The 19193-nt window shown below is 34.8% G+C and carries 19 protein-coding genes; 11 read left to right on the top strand and 8 right to left on the bottom strand.

Annotation, left to right across the window (positions count from 1 at the left end; all coding sequences use genetic code 11):
- Positions 1-45 precede the first annotated feature (45 nt).
- Positions 46-876 (bottom strand): MurR/RpiR family transcriptional regulator, encoded by an 831-nt coding sequence (locus tag QQS35_RS12125; RefSeq protein ID WP_285932416.1) that lies wholly within the window; start codon positions 874-876, stop codon positions 46-48.
- A 189-nt stretch (positions 877-1065) separates the two neighbouring features.
- Here QQS35_RS12125 and QQS35_RS12120 point away from each other — a divergent pair, with 189 nt between their 5' ends.
- The 10 genes from QQS35_RS12120 (at position 1066) to QQS35_RS12075 (ending at position 10423) form a co-directional block, all read left to right on the top strand.
- Positions 1066-1956, top strand: a complete 891-nt coding sequence (locus tag QQS35_RS12120) for a cell division protein FtsQ (protein ID WP_285932415.1) — start codon at positions 1066-1068, stop codon at positions 1954-1956.
- On the top strand, positions 1953-3677 hold the full coding sequence (locus QQS35_RS12115; RefSeq protein WP_285932414.1) for an ABC transporter ATP-binding protein: 1725 nt from the start codon (positions 1953-1955) through the stop codon (positions 3675-3677). Before QQS35_RS12120 ends, QQS35_RS12115 begins: the two co-directional genes overlap by 4 nt.
- Positions 3652-4470: an energy-coupling factor transporter transmembrane component T family protein gene (locus tag QQS35_RS12110; RefSeq protein ID WP_285932413.1), complete on the top strand. Its 819-nt coding sequence runs from the start codon at positions 3652-3654 to the stop codon at positions 4468-4470. The genes QQS35_RS12115 and QQS35_RS12110 overlap by 26 nt, the downstream gene beginning before the upstream one ends.
- 22 nt (positions 4471-4492) lie before the next feature.
- Positions 4493-5269 carry a PHP domain-containing protein gene (locus QQS35_RS12105; protein WP_285932412.1) on the top strand — a complete coding sequence of 259 codons (777 nt, stop codon included), beginning with the start codon at positions 4493-4495 and terminating at the stop codon, positions 5267-5269.
- A gap of 243 nt (positions 5270-5512) precedes the next feature.
- Entirely contained in the window at positions 5513-6421 is a 909-nt protein-coding gene (gene metA, locus QQS35_RS12100; protein WP_285932411.1) for a homoserine O-acetyltransferase MetA, read from the top strand.
- Positions 6422-6534: 113 nt separating this feature from the next.
- The gene (locus QQS35_RS12095; RefSeq protein ID WP_285932410.1) at positions 6535-6744 is read left to right on the top strand and encodes a CDGSH iron-sulfur domain-containing protein; all 210 of its coding nucleotides are present in this window, start codon (positions 6535-6537) and stop codon (positions 6742-6744) included.
- Positions 6745-7141: 397 nt separating this feature from the next.
- On the top strand, positions 7142-8401 hold the full coding sequence (locus tag QQS35_RS12090; protein WP_285932409.1) for an ammonium transporter: 1260 nt from the start codon (positions 7142-7144) through the stop codon (positions 8399-8401).
- A 39-nt stretch (positions 8402-8440) separates the two neighbouring features.
- Positions 8441-9412, top strand: coding sequence for a DUF294 nucleotidyltransferase-like domain-containing protein (locus QQS35_RS12085; RefSeq protein WP_285932408.1), 972 nt, complete (start codon positions 8441-8443; stop codon positions 9410-9412).
- Positions 9403-10137, top strand: coding sequence for an exonuclease domain-containing protein (locus QQS35_RS12080; RefSeq protein ID WP_285932407.1), 735 nt, complete (start codon positions 9403-9405; stop codon positions 10135-10137). Before QQS35_RS12085 ends, QQS35_RS12080 begins: the two co-directional genes overlap by 10 nt.
- 34 nt (positions 10138-10171) lie before the next feature.
- Entirely contained in the window at positions 10172-10423 is a 252-nt protein-coding gene (locus QQS35_RS12075) for a MerR family transcriptional regulator (RefSeq protein ID WP_285932406.1), read from the top strand.
- Between the two features lie 346 nt (positions 10424-10769).
- On the opposite strand, the gene QQS35_RS12070 is transcribed toward QQS35_RS12075, so the two are convergent.
- Both QQS35_RS12070 and QQS35_RS12065 read right to left on the bottom strand, forming a co-directional pair.
- Positions 10770-12038 (bottom strand): helix-turn-helix domain-containing protein, encoded by a 1269-nt coding sequence (locus QQS35_RS12070; protein ID WP_285932405.1) that lies wholly within the window; start codon positions 12036-12038, stop codon positions 10770-10772.
- A gap of 364 nt (positions 12039-12402) precedes the next feature.
- Entirely contained in the window at positions 12403-12939 is a 537-nt protein-coding gene (locus tag QQS35_RS12065; protein ID WP_285932404.1) for an HD domain-containing protein, read from the bottom strand.
- 642 nt (positions 12940-13581) lie between these two features.
- Here QQS35_RS12065 and QQS35_RS12060 point away from each other — a divergent pair.
- Positions 13582-13737, top strand: a complete 156-nt coding sequence (locus tag QQS35_RS12060; protein ID WP_285932403.1) for a hypothetical protein — start codon at positions 13582-13584, stop codon at positions 13735-13737.
- Between the two features lie 167 nt (positions 13738-13904).
- Here QQS35_RS12060 and QQS35_RS12055 read toward each other — a convergent pair whose 3' ends face one another.
- The 5 genes from QQS35_RS12055 to pepT form a co-directional block, all read right to left on the bottom strand.
- Complete coding sequence (locus tag QQS35_RS12055) at positions 13905-15287, bottom strand: Glu/Leu/Phe/Val family dehydrogenase (protein ID WP_285932401.1); 1383 nt, start codon at positions 15285-15287, stop codon at positions 13905-13907.
- A gap of 543 nt (positions 15288-15830) precedes the next feature.
- Positions 15831-16631: a TIGR00266 family protein gene (locus QQS35_RS12050; protein WP_285932400.1), complete on the bottom strand. Its 801-nt coding sequence runs from the start codon at positions 16629-16631 to the stop codon at positions 15831-15833.
- Positions 16632-16824: 193 nt separating this feature from the next.
- Positions 16825-17427, bottom strand: coding sequence for a YczE/YyaS/YitT family protein (locus QQS35_RS12045; RefSeq protein WP_285932399.1), 603 nt, complete (start codon positions 17425-17427; stop codon positions 16825-16827).
- A 191-nt stretch (positions 17428-17618) separates the two neighbouring features.
- Positions 17619-17870 carry a class F sortase gene (locus tag QQS35_RS12040; protein WP_285932398.1) on the bottom strand — a complete coding sequence of 84 codons (252 nt, stop codon included), beginning with the start codon at positions 17868-17870 and terminating at the stop codon, positions 17619-17621.
- Positions 17871-17909: 39 nt separating this feature from the next.
- Entirely contained in the window at positions 17910-19148 is a 1239-nt protein-coding gene (gene pepT, locus QQS35_RS12035) for a peptidase T (RefSeq protein ID WP_285932397.1), read from the bottom strand.
- Between the last annotated feature and the right edge of the window lie 45 nt (positions 19149-19193).

Genomic DNA, 19193 nt, shown 5'->3' with positions numbered 1-19193 from the left:
ACTTGTTTGTAATAAGCGGCACAGAAGTCTTGGGTGCTATACTTATTACCTTGGTAATATATCAGAATATTGATGGCGTAAATTGCTGAGTAGTTCTAACCTCTCTAAGTTTTCTTGTTTATTTTTCATACCAACTGCAATAATTAGGTTTTCGACCATGAAGGTTGGTGCAATCATAGAATGGAACTCCCACATATCCCCTCTACTAGCAAATAGGATGCTGTCCGTTTGTGTTGAAAAGTCAGAAACTAGCTTATCTGTGATAATGATTGTCTGATACCCTACTTGGTTAGCTTGATCTAAAATCACTTTTGCTTCTGGTAATAATCTGACAAACCCGAAAATTATAACCACATCGTTTTTATTGATATGGAGAAGGTCCTCAAACAGTTCACTACCATTATTATGAATGATGCGAATATGCAATCCGAATCGAGATAAGCGGTAATATAATAAGTGTCCTAATCCAATAGAGGGTCCAGGGCAATAGATGTAAATATTATGAGCGCGTGATAGTGTGTCTACCGCTTGGTCAAAGTCATTGGATGAAAAATGCTCCATCGTTTTTTGTAAATGATCTACTGACATTGTTAGCTTATGATACTGTAGTTCATGTCCTTCAGCTTTACGCATTATATTTTTCATCTTTCCTGCTGGAGAAACTTCAAGTTGTGTGCGCATTTGAGTTTTAAAATCTTTAAAGTTTTTATAACCTACTGATCTCCAAAATCGGGAAACAGAGGCAATACTTATTTTAAGGGAGTTGGAAATTTCCTGCTCCGTAGACAATAAAACATGTTGGGTGTTTTTTTGAATATAATCAGCTATTTTAAATTGACTTGGTGACATTGTTTCTGTGTTCCAATTAAATTCCATTACGAATACCTCCTTATAAATTTCGTTGTTATCGTAGCATATTTAGAATATAGAAAATAGAGTAATGTAAGTTAATTTACAAAATGTTAAAAAATGATGATTAATTTACACTGTTTTTACTATAGAAACATACTGCTTTAATACTCATGTTCTACAATAAATGTAATAGAAATTAAGGAGGTATGAAGAGTGAGCCAATTGAAAGAAAGGTACGTTCTAACACAATCACAAAAGATGATGGTATTTATTTTATCTATGTCCCTTTATGGTTTATCCAACATGATTACGGAACTAGTTCCATCAGTGAATTTTGGACCAATTGAATTATCGGTGGAATACTTCGCTTTTATTCCATTAACATTATGTATTTTATTTCATCCGCTTTATGCTGCAATAGGTGCTTCACTAGGAGAAATTATTTTTGGTGAAATAATGTTAGGGCAATTTGGCGGATTCGGAGAAATTGAAAAGTTTATTGCTTTCTCTTTGGCAATGTTTATCGCAGGGTCATTAGTGAACGATCCGAAGAATAAAAAACAAGTAGGAATTGCAGCGATTACAGGCGTTGCTATCCACCAGATGATCAGTATGATGGTTGATATAGGCAAGGTTTGGATAGGTGTAGAAGAATTAGAAGCTGTACCTGGTTTAGCAGAGAGTGTCGTTATAATTGAAGGCTTTGCGTTTCTTAATGATGTGTTGTTCTCGGGTATTCTATTTGCCTTGATTCCAACGCTATACTTAGTTCCTCGATTATATGGGAAAATTGAGCCATTATTAGGCTTAAAGCCAAGAGATAACACAGTAAAATTCTCTATTGGAGAAGTACTCGCTCCTAGATTTATAATTATAGCGGTTATTCTGGCATTTAGTGCCTTTTTATTTGAATTTTTAGCTGAATCTGGTATCAACATTTTAGAATGGGATGCGGATTTTGTTGACAGGTATGGAGAATGGTTTATCTGGGTGAGTTTAGGTATTGCAGGTGTTATAGCATTAATTACGATACTTTTAATGTTAAGAAATAAGAAGAATAATAGATTAATGGACAATCAAAGTGAAAAGAAGGTTCTTTCATGACCGAACAGATACTAATTGAAAATGTAACATTTAAGTATCCGGGAGGGGAGTTACCGGTATTAAGGGATGTTTCTTTAACCGTAAATAAAGGTGATTTCATCGCTGTTATGGGAAGCAATGGTTGTGGGAAATCTACGCTCGGAAAGTTGTTGAATGGACTTATCCCGCATTACTATGTTGGTGATTTTACTGGCAAAGTCACTGTAAATGGCCTACTGACAACGGATCATAAAGTAGCAGAATTATCACATCAGGTTGGTTATATTTATCAAGATTTTGAAAACCAGCTTGTAAGCCCTAGGGTCCTAGATGATGCTAGCTTTGCCCCACTTAATTTTGGTTACCATGATTATAAGGATAGGGGAAGGCAATCTTTAGCAACAGTGGGGTTAACTGGTTTAGATAATGAGTTTATTTGGCAGTTGAGTGGTGGCCAAAAACATTTGCTGGCCCTTGCTGGGGTACTTTCTCTTGATCCGGATATTTTAATAATAGATGAGCCTGTTGCCCAACTTGATCCTTATCATGCGGAAGAGACATATAACATATTAAAAAAGTTAAATGAAGACTTTGGTAAAACAATTATAGTTATCGAGCACCATACCGAATTTATTGCAGATTACTGTAACCAAGTCGTGCTAATGGAAGCGGGACAAGTTTTGTGGAAAAAGAATACACAACAAGCATTAAGAGAGGTCAATCAACTTCTAGATAGTCAAATCTATCCACCCCAAGTTACTCAAGCAGCTCATAAGATTGGTTTCCTTGAAATGAGTGACTACCCGATAACGCTTGCAGAAGCGGTATCATCTTTTCCGTGTTATCTAAAAAATACAAGCAATAAATCTGTTCCTGATAGTAAAAACAGTGATCAATTGGAAAGTTTGATCAAAATAGAAGATATAAGTTTTTCATATAAAACGATAAATCGGTCACGAAAAAAAGTATTGAAAGATATTTCTCTAACGATAAATCGGGGTGAGCGTATTGCTCTAGTGGGAAATAATGGTGCTGGTAAATCCTCACTTTTAAGGTTAATCACGGGACTTGTTAAACCGGAGCAAGGGAATGTGATTGTACATGGTAGAAACACAAGAAAGTATTCTCCAGAAAAAATGGCAGACCTTGTGACATACATTTATCAAAATCCGGAAGAAATGTTTATTGAGGACTCAGTCCGTAAAGATGTTGAATTTTTCTTGAAAGCTAGAAAAGTTCCCGACTATAAGTTAATTGTAGAAAGAATACTAAGACAATTTGAACTGACGGATTTACAGGATCGAGATAGTAGGCTAATGAGTGGTGGTCAACAACGGCGTGCTTCACTAGCCATTGGTGTCGCAATGAATCCATCAGTTATTTTACTTGATGAACCAACTGCAAACCTCGATATTGCGACTAGAAAGCATATTACTGAATTGATTTCTTCTTTAGGTGATCAAGTTGGTGCTGCGGTTGTAGCTACCCACGACATGCAGCTTGTAGCAGAATGGGCAAATAGAATTATAGTTTTAAATGAAGGGGAAATCATCCACGACGGTACACGTGATTCAGTGTTTAATAATTTACAGTTACTTGAGGTAGCTGGCCTCAAACCCCCTCAGATTTTGGAGCTAAGTAGAAGATTAAACATGTCACAACTAATGTACACAGTAGACGACTTTGTTCACTCGGTTAAAAGAGAGGGGACTTCATATGGAATATACACGAAAACTGTCTGAAAAATTATCCGTTGAACAAGTTAAAATAGAACTATTGAATACAGCTTATGGAAATAGCAATACTTTCTTAGCGAAATTGGACCCGCGTACGTTATTTGTATGGTATCTGTTTTTTGGTATTGTACCATGGTTTATTCATAATCAGGTAATCTTGTTAGGGATGTTCTTTTTTATGATAGCAACGACTAGCATGTCAAAAGTGAGTCCTTTAATCATTCTTATCCTTTCACTTGGATTATTAGGACAAGGTGGTTACTTACTTATTGCTTCATGGTTTTTTGGAGGGGATATTACTGTTATTTTACCCCTTTTAATTCTTACTTTAAAGCTATCTATCATTTCCTTAGCTAGCATAACTGTTTTTTGTTCCATGGATCCAGAGAAGTTGAGTGATGGGTTACTTAAAATAGGATTGCCAGGTCAAGTATCTTTTAGTATTGCTTATGGTTATCGTATGTTACCGAGTTTACTAGAAGAATATCATCATATTTTTCTATCATTTCGACTTCGTGGAAAGGCACCTGAAAAAAATGGACTACTCTATTGGCGATCTATTATCTATTTCTCTAAGATCGCAGTGCTTTCTTTTTACCCTTTATTGTTAAGTACGACCAAACGAGCTAGAACAACAGTGGAGGCATTAGAAACAAAGGGAAGCTTTTATGGATTTAACCATCCAGAGGTGAAAAAGATTAAATTAGCTCACTTATCTCTTCGAACACGTGATTATACGTTTCTAATTTTTTCAATTATATATATACTTTGTGTATTTTCAGTAGGGAATAATATATAAAAAGTAATTTAGGAGGGGTCTTATGAATATAGACTTTCATAGTCATGTAAAAATCTCTAAAAAATCAAAATTTATGCCGGAATATTTCATAGAGATGATGAAAGAAGCAAAGAAATCTGATTTAGATGCACTAGCAATGACAGAGCATTTTAATACAACTCGATTTCAGGATATATATGATTTTCTCGAAGCTCATTATACCTATCAAAACGGATATTATAATATAGACGGTTTAAAGTTATTTCCCGGAATTGAGGTTGATATAAAAGAGGTTGGTCACATATTGTTAATTGGTAGTCGAGAAGATGTACTGACTATTAGAAACGAATTATCAAGTAATTTAAAAGAAGAAAATTTCATTTCCTTTAATGGTTTACTAGATATAGCGGAAGAATTTAACATACTCAAAATTGGTGCTCATCCATTTAGGGAAAGTACACCACTATTCCATTTAGAGACAGACCAACTTCAACGACTAGATGCACTTGACCTAAATGGAAAAGATTTGTATGCACAAGGGTATGAATCCTATAGTGCAAAACTAACTGAATTTGCGCAGAAGGTGGGTTTACCGATTGTTGGAGGAAGTGACACACATCAATATTTACAATATGGTAGTGTGATCAATAAACTAGAAAAAGAGTGTGAAACAGTAGATGATTTGAAAATTTGTATTCATAATAGTGCCTATCAAGTGGAAGTATCACCTAGTCTAAATATTAAAGTGAAATCAGCAACTTTGGTGAAGAAGTTGCTAAAGAAGCTATTGATTGAAAATAAACAAAGTGAAATGGTTTAAAATTAATGTATAATGTGGTCTTGTGATTGTGGAGGAAAATTCCATAAAAACACAGGACCATTTTTGTCTAGAAACGGATATAATAAGGTTCTGCAATATTTTTCTACATAAATTAGAAAAAAGTTGATTTATCTGAATTCCCTAAGTTTTATAATAAGAGTTCATCAGTTATAATAGTTATACTTAGTGATTAGAGAAGATTTATTAATAATGTATCTCGTAGATTAAAGGAGAAGTTGCGTAATGCCGATCAAAATTCCAGATCACCTTCCTGCAAAAGAAAAATTGAAACAAGAAAATATATTTGTTATGGATGAGAGTCGAGCATATCAGCAGGATATTCGTCCACTAAAAATTCTTATATTGAATTTGATGCCTTTAAAGGAGAAAACGGAAACGCAATTTTTGCGTTTACTAAGTAATAGTCCGTTGCAGGTAGATGTCTCTCTTCTACATACCAATACTTACACGTCGCAAAATACCCCATATGATCATCTTAAAACATTTTATAAAACGTTTGAGGATGTGAAAGATAAAAGGTTTGATGGGTTAATTATTACTGGTGCACCAATTGAAAAACTAGAATTTGAGTCCGTTACTTATTGGGAAGAGTTAAAGCAAATTCTGAATTGGAGTGTAACAAACGTCACTTCTACATTGCATATGTGCTGGGGTGCGCTAGCAGGACTTTATTTTCACTATGGTGTAAATAAATATATTTTACCTGAAAAAATATTTGGGATCTTTCCACATACAATCAAGAATAACCAAATGAAATTGTTAAGTGGATTCGATGAAGAATTCTTTGTTCCGCACTCAAGGTATGCGGATCTTAACAGGGAAGAAATAATAGCAATTCCGGACTTGGAAATCTTAAGCGAGTCAGAAGAAGCAGGTATTTATATTGTTGCATCAAAAAGTGGTAACCAAATATTTGTTACAGGTCATCCGGAATATGACGCATGTACGCTTCAAGAAGAATATATACGCGACCTTGAAAAAGGATTACACACGAAGTTACCAGAAAATTATTTTCCGAATAATGATGATAAGCAACAGCCATTGTTACGTTGGCGTTCTCATTCAAACATGTTACTTTCTAATTGGCTTAATTATTATGTTTATCAAGAAACCCCATACGAGCTAGAGTAAGAGAAAGTTATGTTGCCTTTACTGTATTGGATGTGTACTCTAGAACGAATAGCTTTATTGGTTCTAGACACATGTTCCGTTACCACGTACAATTATATAAGGGGTGACAAGACATGAGTGAAGAAAATAAGGCTGTTATCCAAATAAGAGATAATGGTTCGATATTTGTTAAAGGCAATGTGGAATTATTAGATACTGATGGAAATGTGTATGAAACAAAGCGTGTTTTTTCGTTATGTCGCTGTGGTGCTTCAAACAACAAGCCATTTTGTGATGGCACCCATAAGTCAATAGGATTTGAAGATAAGTCGAGAGTAAAATAAAGAACCTAAGAATAAGGGGGATGATACGTGGACCGGTGTCCACATATCATCCCTCTTATTTTTGTGTCAACTTTTCGATAAATCATGCGCAGGGTGTCTGTTTAGCGGGGAAGAATATTATGGTTTCGAACGGATCGGTAACGCTTTTATCATACACTGGTTTGTACTTTTATTTGTATTTATATTTTAATTTTAAAATAAATTCAAAATAAATTTAAAAGAATAAAATGCTAATAAACCGTTGATCTATTGCCTGTTGAAAGAATAAACACTATTGATCAAAGAAATTACTTTGTTAGATTTTCTTACAAGTTTATTGTGCGAAAATTTTGACACTGGTAGATTAGTAGTTAACAAGTGATGTTAACAGATGTTACGCAAAAGGGGAGAAGATAATATGGAAATAGTATTGATGGATAATCTTTGGGTTATCATAGGGACTTTTTTAGTTTTACTTATGTTAGGTGGATTTATTTTACTTGAAGCAGGTTCGACTAGAATGAAAAACGCTGGTCACATTGCTGGTAAAACAATTTTCACAGCTGGAATAGGTTCATTAGTTTTCTGGGCTGTTGGTTATGGATTTATTTATGGAGATGGTAACTGGTTTATTGGAATGTCTAACTTCTTTTATGGAGATTCATCTTTCAGTGGAGAAGGATTATCTCCTGCAGTTGACTTTATGTTCCAAATGATGTTTGCTTTAATATCTTTAACAATTGCGTTTGGTGGATTTGCTGAACGTGCGAAATTATCTGCTTATGTTATATTCGCTCTATTATTCTCAGCAGTAATCTATCCAGTTGTAGCACATTGGATCTGGGGTGGTGGTTGGTTAGCTGATCACGGAAAACAAGACTTTGCTGGTTCTACAGTTGTGCACTTAACAGGTGCGATGGCAGCTTTGGCTGCAACCATTATATTGAAGCCTCGTATTGGAAAATACAATAAAGATGGTTCTTCTAATGAGATTGCTGGTCACAACCAAGTATTTACTGCACTAGGTGTATTACTGTTATGGGTAGGTTGGTTTGGTTTTAATGGTGCTAGTACATTTGAAGTAGCTGATGCATTCTTTGGTTTTGCCATCCTTAACACACAACTAGCTGCTGCTGCAGGTGCTGTGGCTGCGATGTTTGTAGCTTGGGCACTTACTGGTAAAGCGGATGTTCCTACAACATTGAATGGTGCTTTAGCTGGTCTAGTAGCAATTACAGCTCCTGCAGGTTTCGTAGACCCTTGGGCTGCGGTAGTAATCGGTATTATTGGTGGTATAATTGTAGTGTTTAGTATGAAGATGTTTGATAAAGCTAAAATTGATGATCCTATTTTCGCATTATCTGTTCACGGTGTTGTAGGTGTTTGGGGTACTCTAGCCAACGGATTATTTACAGTGCCAGAATATGCATTCGTCGGTCAGGCAGGTCTATTCTACGGCGGTGGTTTTACACAACTAGGTGTTCAAGCGATGGGTGTTGTTACTAGTGGTCTATATGCATTTGTCGTAGCCTTCGTCATCTTAAAGATTATGGATAAAGTCATGGGTGGTATTCGTGTAACAGAAGAAGAAGAGATTATCGGTCTTGATTTAAGTGAACACGGTGGTTATGGTTATCCAGAAAACATTCCTCACCCTAGTGATAAATCAGGTGCATAAAAACCGTTTACTTTAGTAAAACGAGGGATTGATGCGAGTGTGAATAGTTATGACGAAATACAACAATTTCGACATCAACAAATGACCAAAGTTTCAAACAATCACGAAAGGTTAAATCATTTTCATGATCAAATAATAGATAATACCGTTAAGATTGCAATGGACAAAGTAGAAGGTGAGTGGGGGATCCCCCCTGCTCCCTTTGCTTTCTTTTTAATGGGAAGTGCGGGGAGATTCGAACAATCCGTTTGGAGTGATCAGGACCATGGAATTATTTTTGATGGTAGTGACGACTGTCAAGCTTACTTCTTAAGGTTAGGGTCTGAGATAACCAATGGCTTAACAAAAGTGGGCTATGAGCTATGTGATGGAAATGTGATGGCATCTAATTCAATATGGTGCCAATCAATTGAACGATGGGAAATACAAGTGGAAAGATGGTTGCTAGAAGCAAAGTGGGATTCATTACGTCACTTTTTAACTTTTTTTGATTCTCGTGTATTAATTGGGGAAACAACTTTTTTGGATCAATTAAAAAATACCGCTTTTTCTATTTTACAAGAAAAACCACACCTATATATTAGATTAGTAGAAAATGTGAGTTTTGTTAAAAAGGGAATCGGTGCATTTGGTCAACTACTCCCTGAGTTGAAAGGGGAACATTCAGGAAGTATTCAGCTGAAACAAACGACATTTTTTCCTTATGTTAATGCATTGCGATTGCTTGCTTTAAAAGATAAGATAGTTAAACCTTCTACGTTGTCTAGATTTGGTGAACTTAGTGACAATTATCCTTTTATAAAAAGGTATGAAGAAGATTTCAAACGCCTACTCGATTTCCGCCTTTATTTTCGAAGAGATGCGAAAAGTTATGAAGAGGTACACCACATACCGGTGAGTGCCTTAACAAAAGGAGAAAAACAGGAGCTGAAAGAATTCATGAAAAAAGGATATAAGCTTTTTTCTGAAACGAAGACGATAGTTGAAAAAGAGTGTTCCACATGGTTATGAACCATATGATTCAATTTGTTAAACAGATGTCAGGAAAACTAAATTCTAGTGTATACACGTCTTTGCCAAATCAGGCTGATCCAAATAAAATAGCTTATCTTAGAAGCCTTCAAAGAGAGCTGAAAAATAAAGATGTATTACAGATCCCTTTTGATGATTTGAAAGTAGTGGTATTCGATATTGAAACCACAGGATTCTATCCTTATAAGGGTGATACAATATTATCTATTGGTGCAATTAAGATGCAGGGTGATAAACTACTTCAAGATGAAGTGTTTTATGCTCCTGTTTATAGTGAGGAAGAACCCTCTGAAGAAATAGAAAGATTGACGGGAATAACAAAAACGGAACTATTGAATGCAGATTCGATGAACAAGGTATTAAGAGATTTTTTTCAATTTACTAAGAGTGATACACTTGTGGCACATCATTCAAGTCATGAAAAACAATTTATGCAACATGCTACCTGGTCAGTGTTAAAAACGAATTTTGCACACCGGATTATTGACACATCCTTTTTAACTAAGATTATTGAACCTGAATCGAAGTTAGTAACACTTGATGATTGCTGCGCTCATTATGGTATTACGATCAACCAAAGACACCATGCACTACATGATGCAATTGCTACAGCGAAGCTTTGGGCTGAAAGTGTCCGTACCGTACAAGAGTTAGGTTTTTCCGATTTAAAGGATGTGTATTCACATATTGCTAATTTAAAATAGGCTATGAAATTGGAAAAAGAGGGGGGAAGGGGGAATGAGTAACGAAATTCCTGATGATGTGCCGACTTTCCCAATGAGTGTAGTAAAAGATTTAACAAAGTTAACAGGTCGACAAATAAGATATTACGAAGAACAAGGCCTTATTAAACCAGTTAGAAATGATGGAAATAGACGAGTATATTCCATTAATGATATTCATCTATTAAGAGAAATAAAGGGATTAATCGATCAAGGAATTAATATTGCAGGGATAAAAGCAATGTTGAAAAATGATGATAATAAGTAATGCTTGGGGTGTGTGATTCTTAGTAAGGGTCACATGCCCTTATTTGTGCTTGTCTAGACAATTATACAATTTGCTATATGTGGTTAACAATCATAAACAACCACTTCTAGTGCCTGCGCTTTTGTTCAGAAGTAAAGAACTATACAAACGAGAAATCCCATCCCTTTAAGTGTCGAGGTATAACTTAAATAAAACACAAATGACAAGGAACGACGGTGAAAAATAATTCATGGGCTATATCGGTCTGCTAAAATGGTGATAATTTGGCTGTGTCTTAATTTAATTCAAACCATAGGTTAACAAAAAATGCATGATAAATCATGCATTTTTCAATAAGTTATTACCATTATAAGTATTCGTTTTTAAGTGTTTTGTTAGCGAGATTATAATATATAGAAGCTAGTTTATACTTTCTGGTTTCAAAATAATAGTTTGCAAGAATCGTTATATACTCAAATTTTTCATTCAAGAGTTGCTTTTCTTCTAGAAACGGAAGTACTTTATTTAAGAGTAATTTGTCAAATGATTCTCCATATCCATTAATTAGGTGGTTGTACACTTCGATTTCATATACTAGTGAAGTCTCAGATGGGGTTAAATCTTTTACTAGAATTAAGCCTTTTTCCAGCCATTTTTTAGCGTTTTTAATATTGCCGATTTTATAGTTTTCGGTCATTAAGCTGGATATAGGAATAAGCACATCACTTTTAGAATTTTCATCTCTCAATTTTAAACTCATAAGATAGTAATTAATAGCTCTTTCGGAATCATCCAATGAAGAATATAGTGTCCCTAGATTGTGATGGCAGGTAGCTAATAGCGGGTCATCCCCCATAGTATTGGCTAGTTTATAAGCTAATTTGTAATTTTCTATCGCTTTATCAAATTCCTTTGCGCGATAATAAGATAGACCTAACAGAATATGGCACTGAGCAGTTCGCTTTTTGAATTGTTGCTTCTGGTAATATTCTAATGCTTTACCAGCGTACACCAGAGTGAAAAATGTTTGGTGAATATTACTGGCAGTTATTGAAAGTAAGTAATACAAATCGTTCTCTTCTGCTTGAGTGGAATATAAATTACGGTCGAAAATTTTTTCTGCTTGTCTGTAAAATGTAAAAGCTTTATGATAGCTTACTCTTGAAAAATAGTAGTTCCCACAAAACTTTAGCCAATAATAGTGCTCAATAGTGTTAAAAGAAGAAGACTCATCTTTTAAACAGACAAATTGCTTATCAGCAAAGTCACGATTGTTTGTTAAGATGTAGTAATGTAACATGTGAATTTCAACTAGCTTAATTAGACCGGCATCTAAAATCATTTCAACAGAGTTCTCAATTTCTTTATAAAGTTGATTTGCTTTATCTACGTTAGCTTCAAGAATTGTTGCAAACCAAGTAGTACATAAGTTAAGTGTGTGATCTTCCTGTGTCTTGTTTGGATCTAAATTTAGTCTTTTGCAAATTTTTGCTATAATCTCGGATGAAGGTCTAGCGTTATCAGACTCAATTTTTGATAGATAAGAAACAGAAATAATACCCTGAGCGAGTTTTTCTTGTGTCATTTTTGCTTTTATTCTAAAGTATCTAATTTTTCTCCCAACAGCTACACTCATTTGTGTTCCTCCTACCAACAATCATGAATAATTACTTTCCAATATATCCCTTTAATATACCATTTTTTTGAAATTAATACTAAACAAATTATTTAATTCAAAATAATGAGCAAAGATAGATATCTAAAAGTATGATAGTAAATGCGCAAAGGAATAATATGATGTTTTTCTTATGAAAAAACAGTGTTCCTTAAAACACTGTGATAAGAAAGATGGAGTTTTAATAGGTGAGTTTAAGTCCAACGAGGATTTCTTTTAATACATAAAACATTACTACTTAACGATGAATAAATTGTAATCCGGAAAAATATTAAGATGACTGAAGATGGACTGCCTGTGGTAATTCAGAATTAAACCACAGGTTTCAACTCGTATGTTCGAGGTTTTTCGATTCATTAAGGTTATCAATTTTGATATCCAATCTTTTAATTCGTTCGAGTGCAGGTTGGTAGTCTATGATCCGGTAATGATGTGCTCCCCCGGGCTCTTCATCTGCTTCATCTGCTCTGGCAACAATTTGTTGTAATGGACTTAATTCTAATTTACCCTCAGGCAAATAAGAGTCAGTATGGAGGAGTATGGCTAATGCAATTGCTTTTGCATCTTGCAAATCCTCACCACATCGAACTAATAATTTATGTGCGCGCGCAGCACCTTTGATTGCATGAATGTCATTTTCTTTATAAAGTTCAAAATTCCATTCGCCGTTTTCATACCATTTATAGTGGCCGATATCATGTAAAAATCCAGCTTTTGCAGCCAAATCAGGATTTTCATCCGTGTCTTTAGCAATATAAAATGCTTTTTCAGCAACTGAAATCGCATGTGCAATACCAGATCTACCTACATATTTTTGAACTATTGGATGAACAAATAATTTTTCGAGTGTTACATTTCTCATGTGTGAATCCTCCTTTTCGTACTTGATAGAAAAATGTATTGCTCAATATCATACCATAAAATAAATTATTTTTCAACTGTTCAGAAAATTCGGATATTCATTATTTTTATTAGTTGCTTATATTCTAATTGTATGAAAATAAGTTCAAACAGTTAACTAATTCTTATAAAGGAACCTAATCTTAAGCTTTGTTTTTTGTTAATTTTTGCCGTTGATCAAAAATCAAATTTAGTAGATTTATTTTTTTGAAATGATGTTTAAATGCTATGAAACCGTATGTTAGAAATAAGCTGGTTTCCATTGGCATACAGTCTCTATGATATTCCGAAGCCGCATTATATGGGTTTTATCGATGATGATTTTTATAAACAAGTGAGTATTCTATACAAGTATAATTAACCTTTTGCAGTGTTTATTAAACAAAGGCTAAAAGGTCGTGTCGTAGTAAATTCAGACAAAAAGATGCACGATATCATAATTAAATGCATAAGGTGATTTTAGAGAATATGACAATAATAAGAAGTAATCAAAAGAATTTAAAAGAATTTATAAATATATATTTACTTCTCGTTATTATTTGGTATTATATAAGAGAATTCAATAATATTTAAAGAAATTTAGCGGTGAAAGGGGATAGCGAAAATGCTTTTATCTCTGGTTAGTTTATCCATTACTATTCTATTTACTTTTATGGTTTTATCATTTGTTGAAAAGATATCAACAATGCGTAAGAAGAGAAAGTCTAACATTGGTCTAGAACAACAGGTCCAGCCAACAATGATAGCAATTAACGAATAAACCGTACAGGCTTTTTGTTAAAGTCTTTCATTACGCCTTAAGCTAAAAGCTAATAAGGCGTTTTTATTTGTGAAAAATATTATTAATTAGTCGATTTCTTAGACAATTGGGTTCGGAAATATAAAAAAGTGCTTTATCGAGGTTACCCGATAAAGCACTTGATAGATTCAGTATAATTTTCCTTGACGGTATAGAATAGTGGATAATTTCATAACAGAATGTATATAACAATTCTGCCTAAGGGCAAAGGAGTCGCTGAAGAATTGTGGAAGAACTGCATCGAATGTATTCTTCATTTTATGGAAGAGGAGATCAAATACTTCTTCTTCCTTATAAAATTGAGTCTCCCTGCCTTGCATCCACTCTAGGTAAGAAACGATTACCCCACCAGCGTTGGCGAGAATATCGGGGATAATTAACACGCCGTTCTTACTTAAATATGTATCAGCTTCTTGTGTGATAGGAGCATTAGCACCTTCAACTATTATACTTGCTTTTATACTCTGGCAATTGGCAGTATGAATCTGATCTTCTAGAGCTGCCAAAAATAATACGTCTACATCTAATTCGAGTAAATCGTCTCTGTCCATAATGATTGCTTTTATTGAGTGCTGTTTTAATTCAATTTCTTCAGTCGGTAGATCACCCTCATGTTCCTTACCATATTGGATTAATGCAGGTATATCTAATCCATCAGAATTATATAAAGTAACATTATGATCGCTAACTGCAACTACTTTGTTCTGTAGATGAACGCATTGATAGGCATCTAAGGCGGCGACGGAACCAACGTTACCAAACCCCTGTACAGCAATTGATAGTGATTGATCTTGATGATTGAGTGTTGTCTGGACAAAGCGATTATCACTGTTATTCTCTAGAAGGTTTTTATTGTCTTCTACAAAGTCATGAAGTAAGTATCGATAGGAATAATAAACGCCTTTACCTGTGGCTTCTCTTCGTCCTAAAGAACCACCATTCATAACGCTTTTTCCAGTGAAGCTGCCCCGATATGTTTCACCAGGATGTATAGATTTAAATTCTGCCATCATCCAATCCATTTCTCGTTCGCCTGTTCCTATATCTGGTGCAGGGATGTCTTTCTCTGTACCTAATGAGTCACTAAAGTAATGGACATACTTTTTACATATTAAATTCAATTCTTTTTCGCTATATTCCCTAGGATTGATAATGACACCACCCTTACCACCACCAAAGGGAACATCGTGCAGCGCATTTTTTAATGTCATTAGTTTAGCTAAGTTAACAACTTCGTCCTCATTTACAGATTCATGAAATCTTATCCCACCTTTATAAGGACCAAGTGTATTGTTATGTTGAACTCTATATGCTGGGATTCTAACTACTCTTCCACTTTCTAAAGGTATGCGAAGAAAGGATTTGTTTACGCGATTTGGAGTAGACAGAATCGAAACAAGGGATTGGTAGGCACGTTGTCTAGTTTCGCCATTTAATTTTGGTAAAAAAGCTTCATCTTCTATTAAGGCACTCAATGATTGCTGAATTACTGTTGCCATTTTGTTTTTCATTTTACAAAACCTCCAATTATAGTAGTTTCTTCAAGCTAAAATTGTATTTTCTCTTCTCTATGCTATTCGGTTTTCTTGTTAGCGCAAGTGTACCTAACTTAAGCCTTACTTAAAAGTATTAAGTATTAGAACTTATTTTAAAAAACAATAGATGAAAGTGTTTCAGAAATAAAAAGTGTCTAATTATATGAAGAGCGTCATTTTAAACATGAACGACAGTTAATCATTAAGCAAGAGATTAGTTCGATCTATTTACCAGGCTAGAAAAGGTGGAAGAGAAGGTCTATCACCTTTATTGACCAACAAAGGTGATCTTGTTTAGTTATTGTGCAGTTTATCAGAATTCATATACGCAAAATCATTTTAATATTTACTAGAGTCAGGTTGGAATAACAATTAAAGTTCTAATATGCTCATGCAAAAGTGGACGGTGTGGTCACTCAAATCTAGACAAGGGGAAGTTTGAGAATGTAAAAAAAAACCAACACGCTCTGGGGCAGCTGTTGGTTAGTTATTAGTGAAGCCACTGAAATTTTTTATTATTTATCTTCGATCTCCACCCAATATATCGAATAACCCTCCTGCAATGCTACCTTCCCCTTTACTTTTATTTCCGCCTTGAGGGGCTGCAGCAAATACACGACTTGCTAGACGACTGAATGGCAGTGACTGAATCCAAACTGTGCCAGGACCTTTTAATGTAGCAAAGAATAGACCTTCTCCACCAAACATCGCTGTTTTAATTCCGCCAACAAACTCGACGTTATAATCTATATCACCTGTCATGGCAACAAGGCAACCAGTGTCTACTCGCAATGTTTCGCCAGGTTCAAGCACTCTTTTATGCATGGTTCCTCCAGCATGTATAAAAGCCATGCCATCTCCCTCGAGTTTTTGCATAATAAAGCCTTCTCCACCAAAAAAACCAGCCCCGACTTTTTTCTGGAATTCAATTCCAATAGCAACACCTTTAGCTGCAGCGAGGAAAGCATCCTTTTGACATACTAATTTGCCATCAAGTTCACTTAAATCCATTGGTATTATTTTACCAGGATAAGGTGATGCGAAAGAAGCGTGTTTTTTTCCTTGACCAGTGTTAGTAAATGTTGTCATAAAGAGACTTTCACCAGTAATAACTCGTTTACCTGCACCTAGCAACTTACCCATGAAGCCGCCACCCTTATCTTCGGAACCGTCACCGAAAACCGTTTCCATTGAAATACCATCATCCATCATCATTAGGCCGCCAGCCTCCGCAATTACGGTTTCGTTTGGATCGAGCTCAACCTCAACAAATTGCATGTCATCTCCGTATAACTTGTAATCAATTTCGTGGTTATTCATTATATTAGCTCCTTTCCTATTGTTTAATAATACGAATCTGTTTATAAAAAGATACAGATTATTTTTATAACCATCACAATTAAAGCATTAAACAGTAGGAAAGGACACTATACCTAGGTATATATATTTAATTTAAGTTGTTTATCTATAAAAATCTTATAGAAATGAAAACTATCTTTGGATTTATTTTCACTTATCGAAATCGAGCCATCACTTTTTCAATTCTTGGGTGAAATAAATGGATAATTGGCCCAATTAATACAGTTACCAAAATTGTTCCAATTCCAATTGGTCCGTTAAATATAAATGCAAATACGAGTGCTATTATTTCTCCAATTGTTTTAGCTATCCCCATACGAACCCCGAACCTTGAGTGAATGGCAATCATAAGATTATCAATAGGAACCGGGGCGAATTTTGCTTGTAGATAAATAGAAATTCCTAACGATAGAAAAATTAATCCAAATGAAAATACTGTAAATTTAAAAAACAATGCTTGGGGATCAAATCTTGTCAATAATATTAACCATGTATCAATACCAAATCCTACAATGAACACGGTTATTAGAGCATAAAAATCGGGTCTTTTTTTTAATAAAATCGCATTTATTATAATTAAAATGATGCCTACTATAATTACCCATGTTCCAACTGTAAACATAATCTTAGATAGACCAACATTTAATGCATCCCATGCACCTGTACCCATTTTGGATTTTATAGTTAGTGTAACGCCAAAGGACAATATGATTAAGCCAATAATGTAAGCTAAAAATCGTGATCGATCAATTCGCATATAGGTTATTCCTCCATGTTACTATTATGACAAAAATAAGTATGGTTATGTACAAGATATTATTAACATAAAAACCCGGACTGCAAATTTAGCAAGTCCGGACTTAGATTTAGTGTTAAAAAGCCAAAATCACATTAATCTTTAACGAGTTCCGTATAGATAAATAACCGATCAATATGTCCGCCTTGTAATCAATCAAAAGGACCTGTACAGGTAATCAAGTTAAGCATTTGGCGAGAAGTATAACCAGCTATTTCAGAAAATGGTGCATCATCCATAGGAAATACTTGTTTGTCTACCTTGAAAATAAGCTTTTCATCACTATCGTTTGTAATAATAATTTCATCATCTTGTTTAAGGTCTTTAAGATGAAAGAAAACTGCAGGAGCAGTTTTATCGTCGACATGACAAGCAATTACTGCGCTTCCACGATCACCTGGCATTGTTCCGGGTTTTTAAACCAACCTGTTCGGTTAAAGTCCTCAGGTACACCCATTTCCTTCAAATAAACGGATGATCTCCACAATTGTTTCAACAGATTTTTCCATATGATCTACAGAAATATACTCATACTTACCATGGAAATTTTCACCGCCAGTAAAGATGTTCGGTGTTGGTAACCCCATAAAAGAAAGCTGGGAACCATCTGTCCCACCTCTAATTGGTTTTACAAGAGGTTTAATATGCATATTTTCCATTGCTTGATAGGCTATATCAACAATCTCTTTTACAGGTTCAATCTTTTCTGCCATATTGAAATACTGGTCTTTCATTTCTAATAAGACATTTTCTTCACCATATGCTGTTTGATACTGTTTAACCAACTGCTCTATGTATGCCTTCTTAGCGTTAAATTTATCGCGATTATGGTCTCTTATGATGTAATATACTTTTGTCTGCTCTACATCACCTTCAATAGAAATTAAATGGTAAAAACCTTCGTGTTCTTCTGTGTACTCAGGCGCTTCATTATCTGGAATCTCGCTATGGAATTTCATTGCAATCTTACTCGAGTTAATCATTTTATTTTTTGCGGTACCAGGATGAACATTGTTACCTTTGAATATAATTCTTGCTGCAGCGGCATTGAAACTTTCATATTGTAGCTCACCGATTGGCCCACCATCGACGGTGTAAGCATATGCAGCGCCAAATGCATCGACGTCAAACTTGTGGGGCCCACGTCCAATTTCTTCATCAGGTGTAAAAGCAATTCGTACTTTACCATGTTTAATTTCAGGATGATTTATTAAATGCACCATAGCCGTTATTATCTCGGTAATACCTGCTTTATTGTCGGCACCTAAAAGCGTCGTACCATCAGTTGTAATTAATGTGTGGTTTTTATAATTGGCAAGCTCAGGATATTCTTTTGGTGATAAGACTATTTGAAGTGCCTCATTTAAAATAATATCTTTACCATCATAGTTTTCGGTGATTTTTGGTTGGACATTGTTACCCGTAAAGTCTGTAGCCGTATCCAGGTGTGCTAAAAAGCCAATGGTAGGCACTTCTTTTTCTGAATTCCCAGGAAGTGTGGCCATTACATAACAATTCTCATCAATCGTTACCTCTTCCATACCGATTTGTTTCAATTCTTCAACAAGTATATGAGCCAATGTCCATTGACCAGGTGTCGAAGGGCAATTTTCACTGTTGTCATTTGATTGCGTATCAATCTTCACATAATTTGTAAACCGATTGATTATTTCTTGTTTCATTATGCTTCATCTCCATGTTTTGTAATACATTAATTTTAGCATATT

Source organism: Aquibacillus rhizosphaerae (assembly GCF_030282825.1).
Taxonomy (GTDB): Bacteria; Bacillota; Bacilli; order Bacillales; family Amphibacillaceae; genus Aquibacillus_C; species Aquibacillus_C rhizosphaerae.
This window is presented reverse-complemented; position numbering and strand designations above follow the sequence as displayed.

What these genes read in the sequence shown, in the direction of transcription:
- metA (WP_285932411.1), top strand. Translation starts at nt 5,513, where the DNA reads ATGCCGATCAAAATTCCAGATCACCTTCCTGCAAAAGAAAAATTGAAA.
- pepT (WP_285932397.1), bottom strand. Translation starts at nt 19,148, where the DNA reads ATGAAACAAGAAATAATCAATCGGTTTACAAATTATGTGAAGATTGAT.
- QQS35_RS12075 (WP_285932406.1), top strand. Translation starts at nt 10,172, where the DNA reads ATGAGTAACGAAATTCCTGATGATGTGCCGACTTTCCCAATGAGTGTA.
- QQS35_RS12115 (WP_285932414.1), top strand. Translation starts at nt 1,953, where the DNA reads ATGACCGAACAGATACTAATTGAAAATGTAACATTTAAGTATCCGGGA.
- QQS35_RS12060 (WP_285932403.1), top strand. Translation starts at nt 13,582, where the DNA reads ATGCTTTTATCTCTGGTTAGTTTATCCATTACTATTCTATTTACTTTT.
- QQS35_RS12080 (WP_285932407.1), top strand. Translation starts at nt 9,403, where the DNA reads ATGGTTATGAACCATATGATTCAATTTGTTAAACAGATGTCAGGAAAA.
- QQS35_RS12110 (WP_285932413.1), top strand. Translation starts at nt 3,652, where the DNA reads ATGGAATATACACGAAAACTGTCTGAAAAATTATCCGTTGAACAAGTT.
- QQS35_RS12040 (WP_285932398.1), bottom strand. Translation starts at nt 17,870, where the DNA reads ATGCCAGGTGATCGTGGAAGCGCAGTAATTGCTTGTCATGTCGACGAT.
- QQS35_RS12065 (WP_285932404.1), bottom strand. Translation starts at nt 12,939, where the DNA reads ATGAGAAATGTAACACTCGAAAAATTATTTGTTCATCCAATAGTTCAA.
- QQS35_RS12070 (WP_285932405.1), bottom strand. Translation starts at nt 12,038, where the DNA reads ATGAGTGTAGCTGTTGGGAGAAAAATTAGATACTTTAGAATAAAAGCA.
- QQS35_RS12125 (WP_285932416.1), bottom strand. Translation starts at nt 876, where the DNA reads ATGGAATTTAATTGGAACACAGAAACAATGTCACCAAGTCAATTTAAA.
- QQS35_RS12105 (WP_285932412.1), top strand. Translation starts at nt 4,493, where the DNA reads ATGAATATAGACTTTCATAGTCATGTAAAAATCTCTAAAAAATCAAAA.
- QQS35_RS12055 (WP_285932401.1), bottom strand. Translation starts at nt 15,287, where the DNA reads ATGAAAAACAAAATGGCAACAGTAATTCAGCAATCATTGAGTGCCTTA.
- QQS35_RS12050 (WP_285932400.1), bottom strand. Translation starts at nt 16,631, where the DNA reads ATGAATAACCACGAAATTGATTACAAGTTATACGGAGATGACATGCAA.
- QQS35_RS12095 (WP_285932410.1), top strand. Translation starts at nt 6,535, where the DNA reads ATGAGTGAAGAAAATAAGGCTGTTATCCAAATAAGAGATAATGGTTCG.
- QQS35_RS12090 (WP_285932409.1), top strand. Translation starts at nt 7,142, where the DNA reads ATGGAAATAGTATTGATGGATAATCTTTGGGTTATCATAGGGACTTTT.
- QQS35_RS12045 (WP_285932399.1), bottom strand. Translation starts at nt 17,427, where the DNA reads ATGCGAATTGATCGATCACGATTTTTAGCTTACATTATTGGCTTAATC.